Genomic DNA, 16755 nt, shown 5'->3' with positions numbered 1-16755 from the left:
TCCCATAATGAATGATTACATGAGGACCTGTCCACTCCCCAATGGATAGGTCCTTGTTACTTTACTTAAACATAACTTCAACTTTACCAATATGTGAAAATCCGGCAGTAAACCGATCCCCTTTTTCGGCGACGACTGCTGCTGATAATGCACCTGATAAAATGACTTCTCCCGCCTTCAACTCAACCTTGTATTCGGATAATTTATTAGCCAGCCAGGCAACACATTTGGCAGGATGACCCAATACATCATAACCGTAGCCTGCATTTATCCGTTCTCCATTCTTAAACAAATTCATTTCAATGGATGGCAAATCGATATCTGTTACCGAATACCGTTCATCCCCAATGACAAACATACCGCTTGACGCATTATCGGCTACTGTATCTGCTAAGGTTATTTTCCAATCGGTAATCCGGCTGTCGACGATTTCCAATGCGGGTGCAATGTACTCAGTTGCATCTAGCACATCCTCAACCGTTACATCCGGTCCGGTCAAATCCTTGTTGAGCACAAATGCAATCTCGCCTTCTACTTTTGGCTGAAAAAGCTCATCTAAATTGATCGTTCCCCTATTCCTTACTTCCATCGAGTCTAACAGGTGCCCGTAATCCGGCTGATCAACACCTAACAGCTGCTGCATTGCAACAGAGGTTAACCCAATCTTTTTCCCAACAATTTTTTGACCATTTTGCACTTTTTGATCAATCATTCGGAGCTGGACCTGATAAGCCTCATCAAGGGTCAAATCTGGATACTGTTTAGTAAGTGGCAGTATGGATTCTTTGGACACTTCTGCCTGCTGCAGCAATTCGTATACATGCTGGACGCGATGAATGACCTGGTTACTCATAGCAATAACTCCTTTTATAAAAAAATAGAGCGCTAATTGATAGATTCAAAAATAGGTAAAACTATGAATCAATTCAATTGCGCTCTCAACGGTTGTTCTTATTATTTAGATGCTAATGCAGGATTCTCTTGTTTAACTGCTTCTTTCCCATTTTTCAATAAGAAGTCAATTAAAATAGTGTTAAACTCCTCTGGTTTTTCCCACTGCGGCCAGTGTCCGGCATCTTTAATTACAACCAGCTCACTATTTGGAATCATTTCCTGAATGGGCTTTGCTTCCTCAACAGTAGAAGTTGGGTCATGGTCTGTCCAGGCCAGCAATGTCGGAACATTGATTTTCCCACACCATGACGGCTCCCAGCTGTACAGCTTTCGTACTTCAATATCCTGCAGGCAGACGATATGATGAACCGCTTCTTGATAAGAAGCTTGTGTATAAATTTTGAAGCGGGATTCAATCAATTCATCTGTTACCTGGCTTTTATCGTACATTAACCATTCTAGTCTTGTTTTAACATTTTCATAGTTTGCTTCAAGAACTGCTTTTAACGTAGAGTCCTTTAAACGCTGCATAACCTCTGGTTTATTATTAACGTTACCAGGCGTGTTAAGCACCATCGCCTTTACATATTCCGGATGTTCAGCCGCAAACCATGCTGCTACCCAGCCGCCCAACGACTCCCCTGACAAATACACGTTTGATAAACCTAATGCTTGAATTACGCCCAATAAATGCTCGCTATAATAATCAATTCCGTATTGACGATCTGGTTTTGCTGTATAGCCGTGTCCGACCATATCGATGCAAATCACGCGGAAATGCTCGCTTAAACCTCGAATATTCCGTGCATACGCCTCAATATGTCCTCCGGTACCATGCAGCAAAATCAGCGGTTCCCCCGTTCCGGATTCCAGAACTCTTGTTTTAATACCATGAGCATCTAAATAATAAAGTTTATATTCCAAATCAGCTAAGTCTGTCCAAATTGTCATTTAAATCTCCCCTTTTATAAAATGATCCTTACAAATGATGGGTTGACACCCCAATGGCTTGCTCACTCTTAACGATTAAATGCTCACTTCTTGTTCAGACGATGCTTTACGGTTTTCTGGGCCAACCGGCTGACTAAACTGAACGATGGCCATACCTGTTACCCATTCTGGAATTGGCTCATAGCAAGCAACACTTGCGTCAAAGTTCTTCAGGACACCAAGAAGGACAAGCCAGTTACGAATTTCCTGACCCCCGTTGCCTAAATGCTCCTCAATATAAGCGGCACTCCAGTTTCTTAATGTTGGATAATCTTTTTCCGTGATCAGTCGCAAAAATTCCCGGTCAATCTGCTCGTTAACAGGACCTGATTTAATTCGGGTTACATTTGTTTCCCGTAATTTTAGATATTCATCAAGCTGATCGATTTCCTGACGTCCATTTTTTAAAACATTAATTAAGAATTGGTCCTCCGGTTTTTCACTCTCAATCTTTGGAATCGGCACCCAGTGAGATAATCCCCCTGAAGCAACAATCGCTACCTTCAGATCCTGATCCCAAGATTCAACCGCTGTACGGATCACTTCACCAATTTGGAAACAGCGGTCCATTGATGGCAGAGGCGGTGCCGAGGTATTAACAGCAATTGGAACGACAGGAATTTGGAGATCCGGATTTAAAAAGTAAATTCCTTGTGTATGGCCGTGGTCGACCTTCATTTTTAGCGTAAAAGCAAAATCAATATTATTCTCGAGACTGGTGTGAAGAATATGTTTTGCTAATTCCTGGTGTACGGGAATATTGTATTTTGGCAGCTGCCAATCTCCCCAGCCTTCACATTCGCCTGTTCCAATTGTAAAGGCAGGCATATGGTCATAAAAGTAGCTGTTAAAATGGTCATCAGATATTAATACAATGACATCCGCGCCTGATTTTTCGAGATATTTCCTCATTTCAGCCGCTGTATGGAGGAACCGCTGCCCTTTTTCACCGCCACTGGCTTCATTTGTCATAATCATTGGACTATGTGACATTGCTACACCTGCAATAATTTTAGCCATTCATTCCACACCTTTCATATCTCATCATTTTTAAGATATACGTAATTTTCTAGAATCAACGATTTCCTTTTGCCAGACAATCGAAAGCTTTCCTTTTAAAAATAAAGGAATCTCATCTGTACAATTGATCGTTTTTCCATCGTTCATGATGGTGATGTCCCGATGAACGGAACCATTATCATTTTTCAGCCTGACCTCGTAGCATCCAGGACCCGGAAGTGTGTAATAAGGATATGGCGTCAATGTCTCTCCGTTCCATTCGCAGTGTGTTTCATAGTATTGGCCAAGAAACTCAGGCAGTTCGGCCACCTTCCCGTTTAACAACCGTTCACGGATGCCGGTAGAACTGATCTTCTCGCCCCTTATTTCTACTTTGGCTACTTTTGTTACATCAATCCGGCCGCCTGAGTCTTGTTTCAAGCTCTCTAGATTGCCGGCACCGCGGGAACCATAGGAAAAATCAAATCCCGCAACCGCATGAACCACACCTAGACCATTCAGGTATTCCGAAACAAACTGTTCCGGCGATAAACCGGCCATTTCTTGATTAAATTCAACGATATAGAAAGTATCGACACCCATTTCCCTAAGCCTTGCTTCTTTTTCCGCAAGCGGCATTAAATAATGCACCTGAACTTTACCTTTTGAAACCACCGTTTTCGGATGAGGAAAAAAACTCATGACAGCTAACGGCACTTGTTTTTCCTTTGCTTTTTGAAACGCAGTGCTGATGACGGCACAATGTCCATGATGGAGACCATCGAAACAACCAAGTGCCATTACATTCGGACTCTTCTTTTTCTGCCATTGCGCCAAATTACTCTGGTTTATATAAATGGTTTTCATACTGGTCTCCTCTCAAGTTTTTTAAAGCATGACTGGCTGTTCTTCCACCAATGATCGATACTTGCCGCTATAAAATAGTAATGGCTCTTTGTCTTCAAGATGAATATCGGTTACCCTGCCAATAAACAAGGTGTGGTCACCTTCCACATGCTCAGCAGATACTTCGCAGGCAACCTGTACCACTGACCCAGGCAATACTGGTTTCCCATCAAGACGTGCGAATTCTACTTCTTTATGTTCTTTCAATTGGCCTGCGAAAATCATCGAAAGTTCTTTCTGGTCAGCTGCTAAGATATTAACTGTAAAAATCCTGCTATCTTTAATTTTGTTTAAGATTTTTGCTTTTTCGCCGATAGAAACGACAACAAGCTTTGGATCAAGTGATACCGACATAAACGCATTTGCAGTCATGCCATGAATGTCTCCCTCTACCTCTGTTGCAATAACGGTCACCCCAGTTGCAAACCTGCCCATTGCCGTGCGAAATTGACGATCATCCATTATAAAAATCCTCCCTTAGTAAAATTTCTCTATCTAAAATACTTTCAAGTTAACCTCTTACGCCGCTCTCATAACCAAATAAGTCTTGCCCGTATGCAGCGACAGCATCTTCATATAATGAAGTTTTATGTGTAGCAACTGCCATGATATCCCTTAAGAACAATTCCATTGGTCCGCCTTTGTACAACGCACCACCGCCAAGAGTCAGCAGCGATCTAACGGCAATATCAACGCACAGCTTAATCGCTTTGGTACGAAGGGCAAAAAATTCAGAAGGCGGTGTTTGACAGCCATCTTTTTCATAGTCCACGAGCAAATCAATATACTTATCCATTAACGCTTCTGCGATTTGAAAATCAGTCGTCATTTCGGCTAACACACGCTGGCTTCTTGGCGACTCACTTTCCCTTACTCCATCCATTAAACGTACTCGTTTTTCCGTGAGTGCTTTAAATTCTTTCAGCATCCGCTCTGCTCCGCCAAGGGCCATGTAAGGAAATCCAATATAGAAAGAAGGAAAGAATGGGACATGATAGAAGGGATAATTCGTATCATATTCATCTAAAGGCGGTCTCCTTGTTAGTTCCGCTTGATCTAAACGTAGAATCCTCTCCATTGGCACATATACATCATTGGCAATAATTTGGTTGCTTCCTGAACCTCTTAACCCGAACGTGTCCCAATTACGGATGATTTCCACTTCAGAAGTTTTCAACATTGGCAGGCAATATACTGGCTTCTCACTATCAGGGAATTGAATCATGACCCCGACACCGACCCATTCACTATAGTTGATGCCACTGACAAAGCTCCATTTTCCGCTAATGCGGAAACCATCGCGATCCGGTTCTGCTTTGCCTAATGCAGCAAAGATATCGGCAATCAATCCGCCCTGATTGATGATTTCGTCTGCACCTTTTTCAGGGAGAAAAGCTGGGAGCATGTTGTGAAGCGGGTATAGATAAGTCAGCCACGCTGCTGAAATGTTATAATTAGCTACCTTTCGAACAACCTTAGCAAACGTTTTCAAATCTGCCTGCGGACCGCCATATTTTTTTGGAAGCATCATCCGTGAAATTTGTGTTTCTTTAATGAGATCCACCACGTTTTGCGAAATGGTTGCATTTTTTTCTGCTTCAGCCGCCTCCTGCTCCGCTAATTTACCGATTCGTTCCGCTCCGTCTAGTAAATCTTCAACAGTGACAGTTGTTTCGTTTAATACTTGATTTGTCATTTTCTACACCCCTTTTTGTTTATTGGAAAAATTGGTTATGGACCATGTCCGTTGCGTAAATAATATTTGGCATCGCTTACATTTGCTCCTCAGCGAAATTACTACTGTTTGGAACCTGTAAATAAAGTTTAATACAATTCTAAATATTCTATCTAGGACAGAAAATGCTCATGTTTTTACTATAAATAGACACTTTTTGCTCATATCCAAGTATTAATGTTGTGAGACACATTCTGGCGGCTATAGTTTTACAAATGAAGTCATAAGAAAAGCCACCCGGCTTAAGCCGGATGGCATCTAATCAAACGTAATGTCTCCTATAGCAATTAACGATTTAATGATTAAAAGCAATTGATGCATCTCATTTGGGTCGCGAAGATCTTTTTCAAGCAAGCTCTCAATCCGGCTGATCCGATGCCGGAGCCCGCTCATCGATAAGGCCAGATCAATCATTGTTTGTTCAAGCTTGCCTCCGTTCAGCAAAAAGCTATATAACGTTTTCAGCAGTTCCAGCATTTTGGGATCCTGAATGTTATTCAATGGTCCAAGCTCTTGCACGGCAATCATTTTGATTCCACTGATATTCTTTGAATTGATTAACACGCCTACAATCCCTAATGATTGAAACGAAACCATCTTCTGCTTGACTGCTAATCTTAAAGCAATGGCAGCTTCCTCATAGCATCTAGAAGCATGACTTATATCCTCTCCTAACCGGCTGATGCCCAATTTAAATAGACCTTGGGGGTAGGTATGATTCATATAATCGAAGTATTCCTGCATCACATCCTGAATCGTCTTCTTTTGAAATGTTTCAATTGTCATTAATAACACCATGCTTCCTTCACGGTGCCCTGTCAAAATATTATGTTTTTTGTCCTTAAAATAACGGAATGTCGTTTCAAATATTTGTTCTTGCAAAAGAAAGTCATCTTCTATCGATCCTTGAGTTTTCCGATATTCCATCACTGCTATATAATAATTCTGCTCCAGGTTAACACCGGTATACTTCCCCCGTTTGATCACTTCACTCGCAGACAGACTGCCCTCTAAGATTTGTTCAAGAAAACTGCCTTTCATTCTTTCAAATGTTTCAAATCTTGTTTTTTCATTTAAGAGAATGAGAGAGGCCGCATTGGCAAATCGGTCTAAAAATAAATAATCTTCTTCATGATAATGTTCTTTCATATCTTCATAGAGAAAGGAGCAATAACCGATTACCTCCTTTTGTAAAAGGATTGGAGTAATCAAACGTTCTTGTATGGAGGTTTTGATGATTTTTTTTCTAAAGGGTAAAAGCGGCGGCTTTGTGATTAATTGTAATTTTTGAAGATAACTTTCCATATCTGGTTTGATAACCTTGTATTTTTCCTGGTCCAGCCCCGAGTAGGTAATCGTGCGAAGTAGCGTATCTTCTACGATAATAGGAATCTGCACCATTTCATAAACCATATCAGCGATTGTCTGCAAGTCGCTGCCATTGATAATCTCTTCTGTTAACTTGTTTTGGAAATGGGCCAAGCGGGTAACCACATTTTTTTGGTCAAGTAATTGGTCATAGGTTAGCTCAAGTTCCTTTACAATCGGTGTTTCATGGTAAAAATCAAGTACATCCTCTTCTTGAGGTTCCTTTTCCCATTCCTTTTTGGGCTTCATCACCCAGCGGCACTCCGAATCTCCTCTGCCAACACAAGCAATTTCCTTTGCCAGGAGCGGCTCCTTAAATATGGTAGACATAAAACCGCTCGCAAAACCAATTAGCGTATGACATACTGGACCTGTTGATTGTCCTAGGCGTTTTAGATGCTCCACGGCCTCATAAGAATCATACCAGGTACCAGATGAATAAAAAGATTGAATCATTTTATCTTCACATAATTCGTATGTGCAATCATGTTTAATCCCGCTAATATGGCCATTTTGAATATGAAGGATTGGTCCAAACTTGATTAGATTTTCTAATGAGGATTCAGTTCTTAGCGATTCATTGGCCACTTTAACTCCCATTTCCCAGCCATAATGAAATAAAAATCCCTTTATCCTTTTAATGCCTATATTTTTAACCAGCTGTTCCCTCAGAATCCCGAAAACAGAAGCAGATGTGATTATTTTACGATCATCTGTTACATGATCATGGCTATAACTTTCTTCCGAGATTTTGACGGTCATACCAACACATCCTGTTTGATAGATTTAACATTAAAGGTATGTAATTGTAACAGTACTTTTACCAAGCACTAAGCTATTTTAAGATGTAAGCGTACACATATTATTCTAATAAAAATATTTGATTACTTCAAATCATTTTACTGGCAAGATAGTTGCTGAACTTTACATAATTAGGGTTAATTTCATAATTGTTTTTTTGAATCATTAAGCTGACCGATTTTCAACTTCCCTTTTAAGGAAGCAAGGGGACGGTTCTCTTTCTTCCACAAAAAGAAGCAAGAGAACCGTCCCCTTGCTTCCTACGCTTTATAATAAGGCGGTACTCTGAGCCACTTATGACGCTCTAAATAATCTTTTACGGTTAAGCCAGCCATAGTTTTCTTTAAAATAATTTTCGAAAAAATTAAACCAACATCTGCACGAATTGACTCCGAGAGTCCCCTGGCAGCATACGTCACACCTGAAGCAAGATTATAGGACATTAAATTTGCTCTTTCTTCATCATTTAATTTTGCACCCTCCGGTATATTCGAAAAATTACCGATTGGTTTTTCTGAAGTTTTTTGCGGCAATGGGATACCTTCTTTAATTAGAAACTCTTTAATTTCATCTCTAATTGGTATATGCACAGTTTCCCTTATATCCTTTAATAGTTGCCTTAGTTCAGGATCTTCTGAAAGATTGTAGTGGATTTCTTCACTACGTAATGACGTTTCCGTACCTAAAAGAAAAAACCAAAGGTTGGAAACCTCCATCACGTTCAAAGGTCTTTTCTCCCCGTCCATAAAGGGTTGAAATGTATCATGAATTACATCGAATAGATTCATATTTCTAAAATCCCACCAAACTTTGGATATATTTGTTGAATGGTATTCTTCCCACATGAAAACTAAACCATACTAATTAAAATACCTTTGAAAAAGCCTATCTGCCGTGCGTATAGCCAAGGCCTGTGTTGTAAGCGTTGGATTCGGTCCGCCTAAACTATTAAAATGGACACTGTTGTCAGCAACATATAACCGTTTTACTTGGAATGATTCACAATTTTCATCGACCACGTAACCAATTCTCATTGTACTTTCGATATGAATCATCATGCCCGGGGGCCAATTAGACCAAATAATTTTTTTCGCTCCTGCCTTTCGTAACAAATCAGCTGCCAATTTTACCATCTCTTTGCGCTTTTTTCTAGATGGTTGGGTGGGTCTATAGCTAACGACAGGGACAGGGCCATTTTCATCACTAACGTAGGGATCAACTGTAACTCCATTTCGCTGAACCACATCATCGGCAGTAGATACTAAGATATTTAAAGTTTGACGGTAGGAGTTCATCCACTCGTTTAATCCATATCCAACCAGGCGCCCTTCAATATCCCATAAATCGTCAGTTTTAGCAGAGTGTAAAAAAGAATACCCCGATTCACTTATCCCATAAAAAGAAGCAGTCAATCCTGGACTCATCCCAACCGACTGTAACGCTCCCACCCCTGGAACATCCAGTCTTGCCCCGCATGTATGTCCCACAAAGGGATTAAGTTCAGGGCTTCCCACTATAGAAAGCAAATCTTTTTCATCGAAGACTCCGGATACCCAGTCCATGTAATGGTTTACCAAACCTCTCCCCACCCAGGGATTGTCCGGTAAGCCTGAATTTAACCAAAGGCGTGGACTTTCGATGCTTCCGGAAGCCATTACGACGATTTCCGCTCTTACCTCTTCCTGTTCTCCTGTCCATGTGTCCCTTATGTTTACACCAATGGCCCGCATTCCATCAGAATCGTTCTTTTCTGTAAGGATTTTTACCACAAAAGCATTGGGACGTATTCTCACATTTCCGGTCTGCAAGGCTTTGGGAACATAGCTGACATTTGTTGAGCGTTTTGCAATTTTATCCATAGACGGACCATGCTGACAGCCGTTGATACAGTGTCCGGCAAGTGTACACCCTTCCATCCAGGCTAGTTGTTCATCAGAAATATTGGGGTTGGTGATGTTTTCATTGGGAGGTAAGATGGCATTAGGCTGCGGCCTATATCCAGGGACTGTCACATCCAGTACAGGAATCATCGGCCACCCCGCCTTCTTAGCACCATAATAAAATAATTCTTCTTTGGCCGTTACAGGCGCAAAGTTCACTGGCAATTCCGCCTCCACCTTTTCATAATAAGGGATAAGTTCCCGGTAAGATATGGGCCATACATGATCTATAGCCATTGGATATGCCCTTGGACAATTGGCTGTATAGGTTTGAGTAGTTCCGCCGACACCAGCGGATTGCCAAATCATACCTTTCTGTTTCACATTCCGAAACCATTGGGCCCGGCTTCGATCCGCTGGCCCCCAGCGAAACCTACCGGAAACCAGATCATTCATATTCATTTCATACCTGTTTATTAATTGTTTATATAGATTTATATCCAAATCAGCCGGTGATGAGCTAAATTTATCTCCGCGTTCTCTATTTGGATGGGGCCACTTTTTATTACCGTACCACGGCCCGGCTTCCAGGACCAATACCGTTAATCCTTTTTCTCCCAACTCTTTTGCAATAACAGCTCCTCCACCCCCTGCTCCAATGACAATTACATCCTGATTCCCCATTATACCTTCCCCTTTTTATGTGGCATAAATGCTAAAAACCCTCGAAAATCACGATATGCAAAAGATGGACCAGGATAATGGGACTGGACCCATCCAGGTGGAAAGTATTCAACTTTTCTAAACTCGGGAGTAAACTGACCCGTTGTTCCGTATCCTGTCCATTCTGAATAGAAGCCAAACAGTGTGAGTTGATTTAGTACATCAATCATAGTGGGGATAAGTGTCAGGTTATTTTGATAAGGAGGACTTAAGTTTTCAAAATTCAATTCAAGGCGTTCAATAAGGGTAAGGGACCTTAACCGGTCAACCATTGATAACCTTGTGAACGGACCTCCACAATGAAAACTATTTATAATAAGAGGATAGACATTCTGTCCGGTCTTAATTAGTTGGATCGCTCCCTGGTCCAACAGTTCAGCGGTTGACCTCGTCATTGATCTTATGTTTAGTTTTTTTTTCACGGAAGGAGCAATTGAATGGTCCAAAATCCAAATTACATATTCATAAACCTTCCATTCCAATGCCCCAGGTAATTGAACAGGCTCTAGTATTCTTGCAGTGTGAGAAGTTGCTGGAATAATTGCCTGAACAAGTGACTCGAAAGTGGACCTTATATAACAATCTTCTGTTCTGTCACTTCCCTTAATTCCCATTTCCCCTCTCCCCTTCTAATAATAAGATTGAATCATACCATTCCTAATATTATTTATCAGCTCGTTTTTCTATGTCAGGAAGTTTTTAAGTTTTAAATAGCTACTTATTTCTCAACTTTTTAACTAGTTCATATTGTGGGTTGTACCATTGAATTTGAAGGAAGCAAAAGAACCGTCCCCTTGCTTCCTAAATGAGAATAGTAATAGTTAAAAGAGAAATTATTATTACTATACTTATTATTGAACAAAGTATTTGTATAGTTGATTCATTCCGCTTGACAATACATTAACTTGTATATGATAATACTTATTGAATTAGAATTATTATAGTTAACAAATAACTAGTAAATCATATTTAGGAGGAATTTGATTATGTCATTAATCGGCAAAGAAGTACAAGCATTTACAGCACAAGCTTACCATAACGGTGATTTTATCACTGTGTCTGAACAAAACTTCAAAGGGAAATGGAATGTTGTTTGCTTTTATCCAGCAGATTTCACATTCGTTTGCCCTACTGAGTTAGAAGATCTTCAAAACCAATATGCAACATTAAAAGATCTTGGTGTAGAAGTTTACTCTGTATCAACAGATACTCATTTCACTCACAAAGCATGGCATGATCACTCGCCAGCGATCAGCAAAATTGAATACATTATGGTTGGTGACCCTAATCAAAAGATTTCTCGCATCTTTGATGTATTAGATGAAGAAGAAGGTCTTGCACAGCGTGGTACTTTCATCATCGATCCAGATGGTAAAGTTCAAGCTATGGAAATTAATGCTGATGGCATTGGCCGTGATGCTAGCACAATTGTAAACAAGATTAAAGCAGCACAATATGTTCGCAACAATCCAGGAGAAGTTTGCCCAGCTAAATGGCAAGAAGGCGGAGAAACACTTAAGCCAAGTCTTGACCTTGTAGGTAAAATCTAAGTAGCACATTTAACAACATCTAAGGGAATTGGAAACTTCCAATTCCCTTTTTCAGTACATATTGTTTGAATCTTCCTGCGTCACTCTTCTTTTTTAGCCGTAAGCAATAGGTATTTTCCACTTGACTGATAGTCACTTTTATATGATAATGATTATATAATTAGAATTATTATTATTAAAGAAATTATCAACTGACTCACAAAAAATTTAAGGAGTGAGAGATTAATGATACTAGATCAAGATATAAAAGCCCAGTTAGAGCAATATCTTCAATTGATGGAGGGTGACGTACTACTTAAAGTTAGTACAGGGTCCGATGACGTTTCCCGTGACATGCTAGCTTTAGTAGACGAATTAGCCAATATGTCTTCCCGCATTAAAGTAGAGAGAACTAAATTAGAAAGAACTCCTAGCTTTAGTGTGAATCGGAGTGACGAAGAAACAGGGATCACTTTTGCAGGTGTGCCACTAGGCCATGAATTTACTTCACTCGTGTTAGCTTTATTACAGGTGAGCGGCCGCGCTCCTAAAGTTGATCAAAAGCTGATAGATCAAGTTAAAAACATCAAAGGCGAATATCATTTCGAATCTTACATCAGCCTTACCTGCCACAACTGTCCTGATGTTGTACAAGCTCTAAACGTCATGAGCAATCTAAATCCTAACATCACACATACGATGATTGATGGTGCAGCGTTTAAAGAAGAGGTAGAAAGCAAAGGCATCATGGCTGTACCAACTGTATTCCTAAATGGGGAATCATTCGGCAGCGGCCGTATGACCCTTGAAGAAATTCTTGCCAAGATGGGCAGTGGTTCAGATGCATCCGAGCTTTCTGACAAAGAACCCTTTGATGTGCTTGTTATTGGCGGGGGTCCTGCTGGTGCAAGTGCAGCTATCTATGCGGCACGTAAAGGGATCCGCACGGGTATTGTAGCTGAACGCTTTGGCGGCCAGATTATGGACACTCTAGGAATTGAGAACTTTATCGGTACTAAATATACAGAAGGTCCTAAACTAGCTGCAAGTCTTGAAGAGCATGTTAAAGAGTACAATGTAGATGTCATGAACCTGCAGCGTGCTAAGCGTTTAGAAAAGAAGGATCTTATTGCTGTTGAACTAGAAAACGGGGCTATTTTAAAAAGTAAAACGGTCATCCTTTCGACTGGTGCCCGCTGGCGTAATGTTGGTGTCCCTGGCGAAGCAGAGTTCAAGAACAAAGGCGTAGCCTACTGCCCTCACTGTGATGGTCCATTATTTGCAGGAAAAGACGTTGCTGTTATTGGCGGTGGTAATTCCGGTATTGAAGCAGCCATTGACCTCGCAGGTATTGTGAGGCACGTAACTGTTCTTGAATTTGCGCCAGAATTGAAAGCCGATTCTGTCCTTCAAGACCGTCTGAACAGCCTTCCTAATGCAACAATTATTAAAAATGCTCAAACGAAAGAAATTACCGGAACTGATAAGGTAAACGGCATTACTTATATTGACCGTGAGACAGGTGCTGAACACCACATCGAATTGCAAGGAATCTTTGTTCAAATCGGTCTTGTACCAAATACAGATTGGCTAGAAGGAACACTTGAACGCACACGCATGGGTGAGATTGTTGTAGATAATCACGGTGCAACAAGCATCCCTGGAGTGTTTGCGGCAGGGGATTGTACGAATAGCCCGTATAAGCAAATCATTATTTCAATGGGGTCAGGAGCTACCGCCGCTTTAGGCGCATTCGATTATCTGATCCGAAATTAATTTTTGCATTACTTTACGTATACTTAAGGGAATTGGATGAATCCAATTCCCTTTTTTAGCTTTCTATTCTTTTCTTCATTCCTAAACGCATTCCTTCCCCTAATAATGCAACCTTTACTTGGATAGGCTAATATTCCAAGTACTTTGCTGTTTTGTTAGGAGTTGAATGAGGTTGAAAAAATGCTTGCTTGCTGGTCTTGTTTGTCTTTCTATTACAGCTTCTCCCTATTCCGTTTTTGCACAGTCACTACAAAGTACAAAGATTAACTATAGACAAATGGCCTTGCGCCCTATTTCCACGGATGTCATTGTTATTGCTCATCGAGGGGCGTCTGCCTACGGCCCGGAAAATACACTGGCAACCTATAAGCAGGCAATACTAATGAAGGCCGATTATATAGAATTGGATTTACAAATGACGAAGGACGGCCATTTAATTGCCATGCATGATGAAACACTGGCAAGGACGACCAATGCCAAAAAACTCTTTCCGAATCGTCCCCCATGGCGGGTAAACGATTTTTCACTCGAAGAGATCAGACGTTTGGATGCAGGTTCTTGGTTTAATCAAATATATCCGGCTAAGGCAAAAACAGAATACATCGGGCAGCATGTCCCCACCCTTGAGGAAGCCATCAAATTTGTGAAAAAGCATGGAAATGGGAAAGTCGGTATTTATATTGAAACAAAAACACCGAGCTTGTACCAAGGAATGGAAGAGAAAGTAATAGAAATTTTAAAAAAGACCCAAGTTCTTGATGACCGGAATCTTTTCTTGGAATCATTCAATGAGCAAAGTCTTCGTAAATTGAAGAGCCTCGCTCCTAAAGTAAAAGTGATTCAGCTTTATAAAGGAAGGACGCTTGCAGGTAGGAATTTGCACCAAGAATTCAAGCGAATCTCGGAATATGCTTCGGGAATCGGCCCCAATAAGGGGCTTGTGTCCCGAAAGTTGATAAAGGCCGCTCATCAGAATTACCTTCTCGTCCATCCGTGGACCGTCGACTCACAGAGCGATATGGTTTCATTGCTTTCGCTTGGTGTGGACGGTGAGTTCACGAATACGGCCGACCAACTCGTGGATTTACTTGAAAAGCCATTTATCTCACACGGAGCAGCCAACGGTCATATTACCAACTCATCCGCAATTTTATGGGCCCGTACCAATGGAGATACAAGAGTACAATTTGAAGTGTCTACTGACAGCCAATTTAAAACAAATTTGCTTGTCAGAACAAGTCATAGTGATGACCATCACGATTTTATTGTAAGTGTGGAATTTGTCGGATTAAAGCCTGATACAAAATACTATTACCGGGCTCATGCGGTCTCTAGCCAATATCATGTAACTGGTTCGTTTCAAACAGAACCAGAGAAAACAGCAAAAAGCCAATAAAGGAGTAAGGAAATTGCTCTTCAGGGCTCTAAGTTTAAGATGTATTTATGTAAAAACAAAAAAAAGCAGCTCCATCAAAAGTTGAGGGACGCTGCTATTTTTTTACGGCTTCATTATTTCCCAGCTGCCGAAATGGTGAACAGCTACTCCGCTGTACCCTGGCGTACCGGTATAGAAGCTTTTTACTTTGGACAATTCCTGGTTCATGTACGCTTCCCCTTCTTCAAAAAAGGAAATGGCTCCACCCTCATCAGTCTGTCCTGTTTCTACACCGATAACAAGCTGTTTATTGTATTTTCCGGCAAGGGCTATTTCATTTTTGACAAGGTCAATAATCATGGTTGCTGAATCACGATATGCCATAATGGTAACACCATTTGTATTGGCTATCACCCATTCTGCGAGTGTTCCTTTTCCAAAAGTGTTTTTATAGGAAGTCCCATCAAACCAGAAAGGGATGTCAGCTTCTAAAGGGAGTGTTAAAGAAACTGCACTGTTTTTCGCTTTTACTAATAATGATTGATAGGATTTTACTGTAGCAGCCTGATTGGTTGACCAGCCGCTGTATAAATAAGGCTCGACATCTAAGTGAACACCGGCAAATTGTTGCTGTGAAGATGAGCCATTTTGATAAGTCTTTAGCCAATTCATTAATTGGTCTACGTTTCTGTCACCCTTTGGCGCCACCCAGTTAGGTCCGCCATCCAGGGCATATATCTTCATTCCTTGGGCAGAAGCCTTCTCGATAAAACTTCGATAAACGGTTAACGGGATATCACGGTCAATTTGCAAATAGACTTTGTTCACGTGCTTTCCTTCTAGGAAAGCGAGAGTACCTGATTCATCATTCACCAATTTCCATGGATTCCAAAGCCATGTAGCCAGCGTTCCTGCTTCCGAGGCTTTGACATTCCATCCAAAACCGCCAGCAAAAAATGAGAAAAAGACAACTACTGAGATTACTAGTTTTTTCACTATTTTCCCCTCCACTCTGTTACCAAGGCTCACAGAATGGAACCTGGCAGCCAGACGACCATACGCTAAGGCTGCGGTTAGGCTCATGGCTTTGCGTCCTTCCCTTTCGGAGAAGTATGCCTTTATCAGAATTATTTTTTCTAAATACATCTTGTTCAGGTTTAAATTATATAATAATTTTCTATCTATAGAAATACAGATTTTCAAATAAATTTGACTTTTTTCTAAAGTTTTACAAACTAGAAATTACTTCTTTAAAAAGCGTCCTAAATTGCTCCCGATCCTCTGCTGTAAAGGGCTTTGGTCCTTTTGTTCGTTTCCCGCTTTTTCGAGCCATTGCACTAAAATAGCGCGTTTGTAATAATTGGTCAATGTTTTCATTCGTATAGCGAAACCCTTTATGGTGAAGGACTATATTTCCTTTTGCTAAACCCAGCGAAGCAAGACCATAATCCTGGGTAATGATAATATCCCCAGCTTCTGCCAGCTTCATGATCCGATAATCGGCCGCATCTGCACCAGAATCAACATAAATGGTTTCCACACCTGAAGGTTGTTCGGCATTAGAAAAATGAGAAAAGCTAGTAACAAGAATAACAGCAATATTTGCCTTCCTTCCCTCAGAAATAACAACATCCTTGACCGGACAAGCATCAGCATCAACATAAATTTTCATCTGTATCTCTCCCCTAAAGAAGTTCGAATACTAGTGATACTATTAATTAATTGAGCTTTTGTCAAACCATGTAAGCAAAGGGACGGTTCTCTTGCTTCTAACAGGGG

At 40.8% G+C, this 16755-nt stretch carries 15 protein-coding genes and 1 riboswitch; of the genes, 3 read left to right on the top strand and 12 right to left on the bottom strand.

Annotated features, from left to right (window positions below; genetic code table 11):
* Window positions 1–61: 61 nt before the first annotated feature.
* From V7077_RS10840 to V7077_RS10795, 10 genes are all read right to left on the bottom strand, one after another.
* Complete coding sequence (locus V7077_RS10840; protein ID WP_335501243.1) at window positions 62–853, bottom strand: 2-keto-4-pentenoate hydratase; 792 nt, start codon at window positions 851–853, stop codon at window positions 62–64.
* A gap of 101 nt (window positions 854–954) precedes the next feature.
* Window positions 955–1845 carry an alpha/beta fold hydrolase gene (locus V7077_RS10835; RefSeq protein ID WP_335501241.1) on the bottom strand — a complete coding sequence of 297 codons (891 nt, stop codon included), beginning with the start codon at window positions 1843–1845 and terminating at the stop codon, window positions 955–957.
* Between the two features lie 75 nt (window positions 1846–1920).
* Window positions 1921–2904 carry a hypothetical protein gene (locus V7077_RS10830; RefSeq protein WP_335501239.1) on the bottom strand — a complete coding sequence of 328 codons (984 nt, stop codon included), beginning with the start codon at window positions 2902–2904 and terminating at the stop codon, window positions 1921–1923.
* A gap of 30 nt (window positions 2905–2934) precedes the next feature.
* Window positions 2935–3750: an FAD synthetase family protein gene (locus V7077_RS10825; RefSeq protein ID WP_335501238.1), complete on the bottom strand. Its 816-nt coding sequence runs from the start codon at window positions 3748–3750 to the stop codon at window positions 2935–2937.
* A 21-nt stretch (window positions 3751–3771) separates the two neighbouring features.
* Window positions 3772–4251 carry a flavin reductase family protein gene (locus tag V7077_RS10820; RefSeq protein WP_335501236.1) on the bottom strand — a complete coding sequence of 160 codons (480 nt, stop codon included), beginning with the start codon at window positions 4249–4251 and terminating at the stop codon, window positions 3772–3774.
* A gap of 49 nt (window positions 4252–4300) precedes the next feature.
* The gene (locus tag V7077_RS10815; protein WP_335501234.1) at window positions 4301–5485 is read right to left on the bottom strand and encodes an acyl-CoA dehydrogenase family protein; all 1185 of its coding nucleotides are present in this window, start codon (window positions 5483–5485) and stop codon (window positions 4301–4303) included.
* A 297-nt stretch (window positions 5486–5782) separates the two neighbouring features.
* On the bottom strand, window positions 5783–7654 hold the full coding sequence (locus V7077_RS10810) for a V4R domain-containing protein (RefSeq protein WP_335501232.1): 1872 nt from the start codon (window positions 7652–7654) through the stop codon (window positions 5783–5785).
* Between the two features lie 299 nt (window positions 7655–7953).
* Window positions 7954–8538, bottom strand: coding sequence for a DUF3231 family protein (locus V7077_RS10805; protein ID WP_335501230.1), 585 nt, complete (start codon window positions 8536–8538; stop codon window positions 7954–7956).
* Between the two features lie 15 nt (window positions 8539–8553).
* Window positions 8554–10257 (bottom strand): GMC family oxidoreductase N-terminal domain-containing protein, encoded by a 1704-nt coding sequence (locus V7077_RS10800; RefSeq protein WP_335501228.1) that lies wholly within the window; start codon window positions 10255–10257, stop codon window positions 8554–8556.
* A complete protein-coding gene (locus V7077_RS10795) occupies window positions 10257–10910 on the bottom strand; it encodes a hypothetical protein (protein WP_335501226.1) in 654 nt (217 codons plus the stop codon). The genes V7077_RS10800 and V7077_RS10795 overlap by 1 nt, the downstream gene beginning before the upstream one ends.
* 372 nt (window positions 10911–11282) lie before the next feature.
* Here V7077_RS10795 and ahpC point away from each other — a divergent pair, with 372 nt between their 5' ends.
* The 3 genes from ahpC to V7077_RS10780 all read left to right on the top strand — a co-directional run bounded on the left by ahpC (window position 11283) and on the right by V7077_RS10780 (window position 14997).
* Window positions 11283–11846: an alkyl hydroperoxide reductase subunit C gene (ahpC, locus tag V7077_RS10790; protein WP_098527060.1), complete on the top strand. Its 564-nt coding sequence runs from the start codon at window positions 11283–11285 to the stop codon at window positions 11844–11846.
* A gap of 225 nt (window positions 11847–12071) precedes the next feature.
* Window positions 12072–13601: an alkyl hydroperoxide reductase subunit F gene (gene ahpF / locus V7077_RS10785; RefSeq protein WP_335501222.1), complete on the top strand. Its 1530-nt coding sequence runs from the start codon at window positions 12072–12074 to the stop codon at window positions 13599–13601.
* 172 nt (window positions 13602–13773) lie between these two features.
* Entirely contained in the window at window positions 13774–14997 is a 1224-nt protein-coding gene (locus V7077_RS10780; protein WP_335501220.1) for a glycerophosphodiester phosphodiesterase family protein, read from the top strand.
* Between the two features lie 102 nt (window positions 14998–15099).
* On the opposite strand, the gene V7077_RS10775 is transcribed toward V7077_RS10780, so the two are convergent.
* The gene (locus tag V7077_RS10775) at window positions 15100–15972 is read right to left on the bottom strand and encodes an amidase (RefSeq protein ID WP_335501218.1); all 873 of its coding nucleotides are present in this window, start codon (window positions 15970–15972) and stop codon (window positions 15100–15102) included.
* Between the two features lie 42 nt (window positions 15973–16014).
* A riboswitch (cyclic di-GMP riboswitch) is annotated at window positions 16015–16103 on the bottom strand.
* Window positions 16104–16204: 101 nt separating this feature from the next.
* A complete protein-coding gene (locus V7077_RS10770; RefSeq protein ID WP_335501216.1) occupies window positions 16205–16648 on the bottom strand; it encodes a YaiI/YqxD family protein in 444 nt (147 codons plus the stop codon).
* Between the last annotated feature and the right edge of the window lie 107 nt (window positions 16649–16755).

Origin of the sequence: Neobacillus vireti (genome assembly GCF_036962465.1) — a bacterium.
In the GTDB taxonomy this organism is placed as follows: Bacteria; Bacillota; Bacilli; order Bacillales; family Cytobacillaceae; genus Neobacillus; species Neobacillus vireti_B.
The sequence above is the reverse complement of the archived record's forward strand: the minus strand, read 5'-3'. Positions and strand labels throughout refer to the sequence as shown.

Bases quoted from the DNA above. Each gene is read 5' to 3' on its own strand.
- V7077_RS10840 (WP_335501243.1), bottom strand. From the start codon at position 853: ATGAGTAACCAGGTCATTCATCGCGTCCAGCATGTATACGAATTGCTG.
- V7077_RS10835 (WP_335501241.1), bottom strand. From the start codon at position 1,845: ATGACAATTTGGACAGACTTAGCTGATTTGGAATATAAACTTTATTAT.
- V7077_RS10825 (WP_335501238.1), bottom strand. From the start codon at position 3,750: ATGAAAACCATTTATATAAACCAGAGTAATTTGGCGCAATGGCAGAAA.
- V7077_RS10820 (WP_335501236.1), bottom strand. From the start codon at position 4,251: ATGGATGATCGTCAATTTCGCACGGCAATGGGCAGGTTTGCAACTGGG.
- V7077_RS10800 (WP_335501228.1), bottom strand. From the start codon at position 10,257: ATGGGGAATCAGGATGTAATTGTCATTGGAGCAGGGGGTGGAGGAGCT.
- ahpF (WP_335501222.1), top strand. From the start codon at position 12,072: ATGATACTAGATCAAGATATAAAAGCCCAGTTAGAGCAATATCTTCAA.
- V7077_RS10815 (WP_335501234.1), bottom strand. From the start codon at position 5,485: ATGACAAATCAAGTATTAAACGAAACAACTGTCACTGTTGAAGATTTA.
- ahpC (WP_098527060.1), top strand. From the start codon at position 11,283: ATGTCATTAATCGGCAAAGAAGTACAAGCATTTACAGCACAAGCTTAC.
- V7077_RS10810 (WP_335501232.1), bottom strand. From the start codon at position 7,654: ATGACCGTCAAAATCTCGGAAGAAAGTTATAGCCATGATCATGTAACA.
- V7077_RS10770 (WP_335501216.1), bottom strand. From the start codon at position 16,648: ATGAAAATTTATGTTGATGCTGATGCTTGTCCGGTCAAGGATGTTGTT.
- V7077_RS10795 (WP_335501226.1), bottom strand. From the start codon at position 10,910: ATGGGAATTAAGGGAAGTGACAGAACAGAAGATTGTTATATAAGGTCC.
- V7077_RS10830 (WP_335501239.1), bottom strand. From the start codon at position 2,904: ATGGCTAAAATTATTGCAGGTGTAGCAATGTCACATAGTCCAATGATT.
- V7077_RS10805 (WP_335501230.1), bottom strand. From the start codon at position 8,538: ATGTGGGAAGAATACCATTCAACAAATATATCCAAAGTTTGGTGGGAT.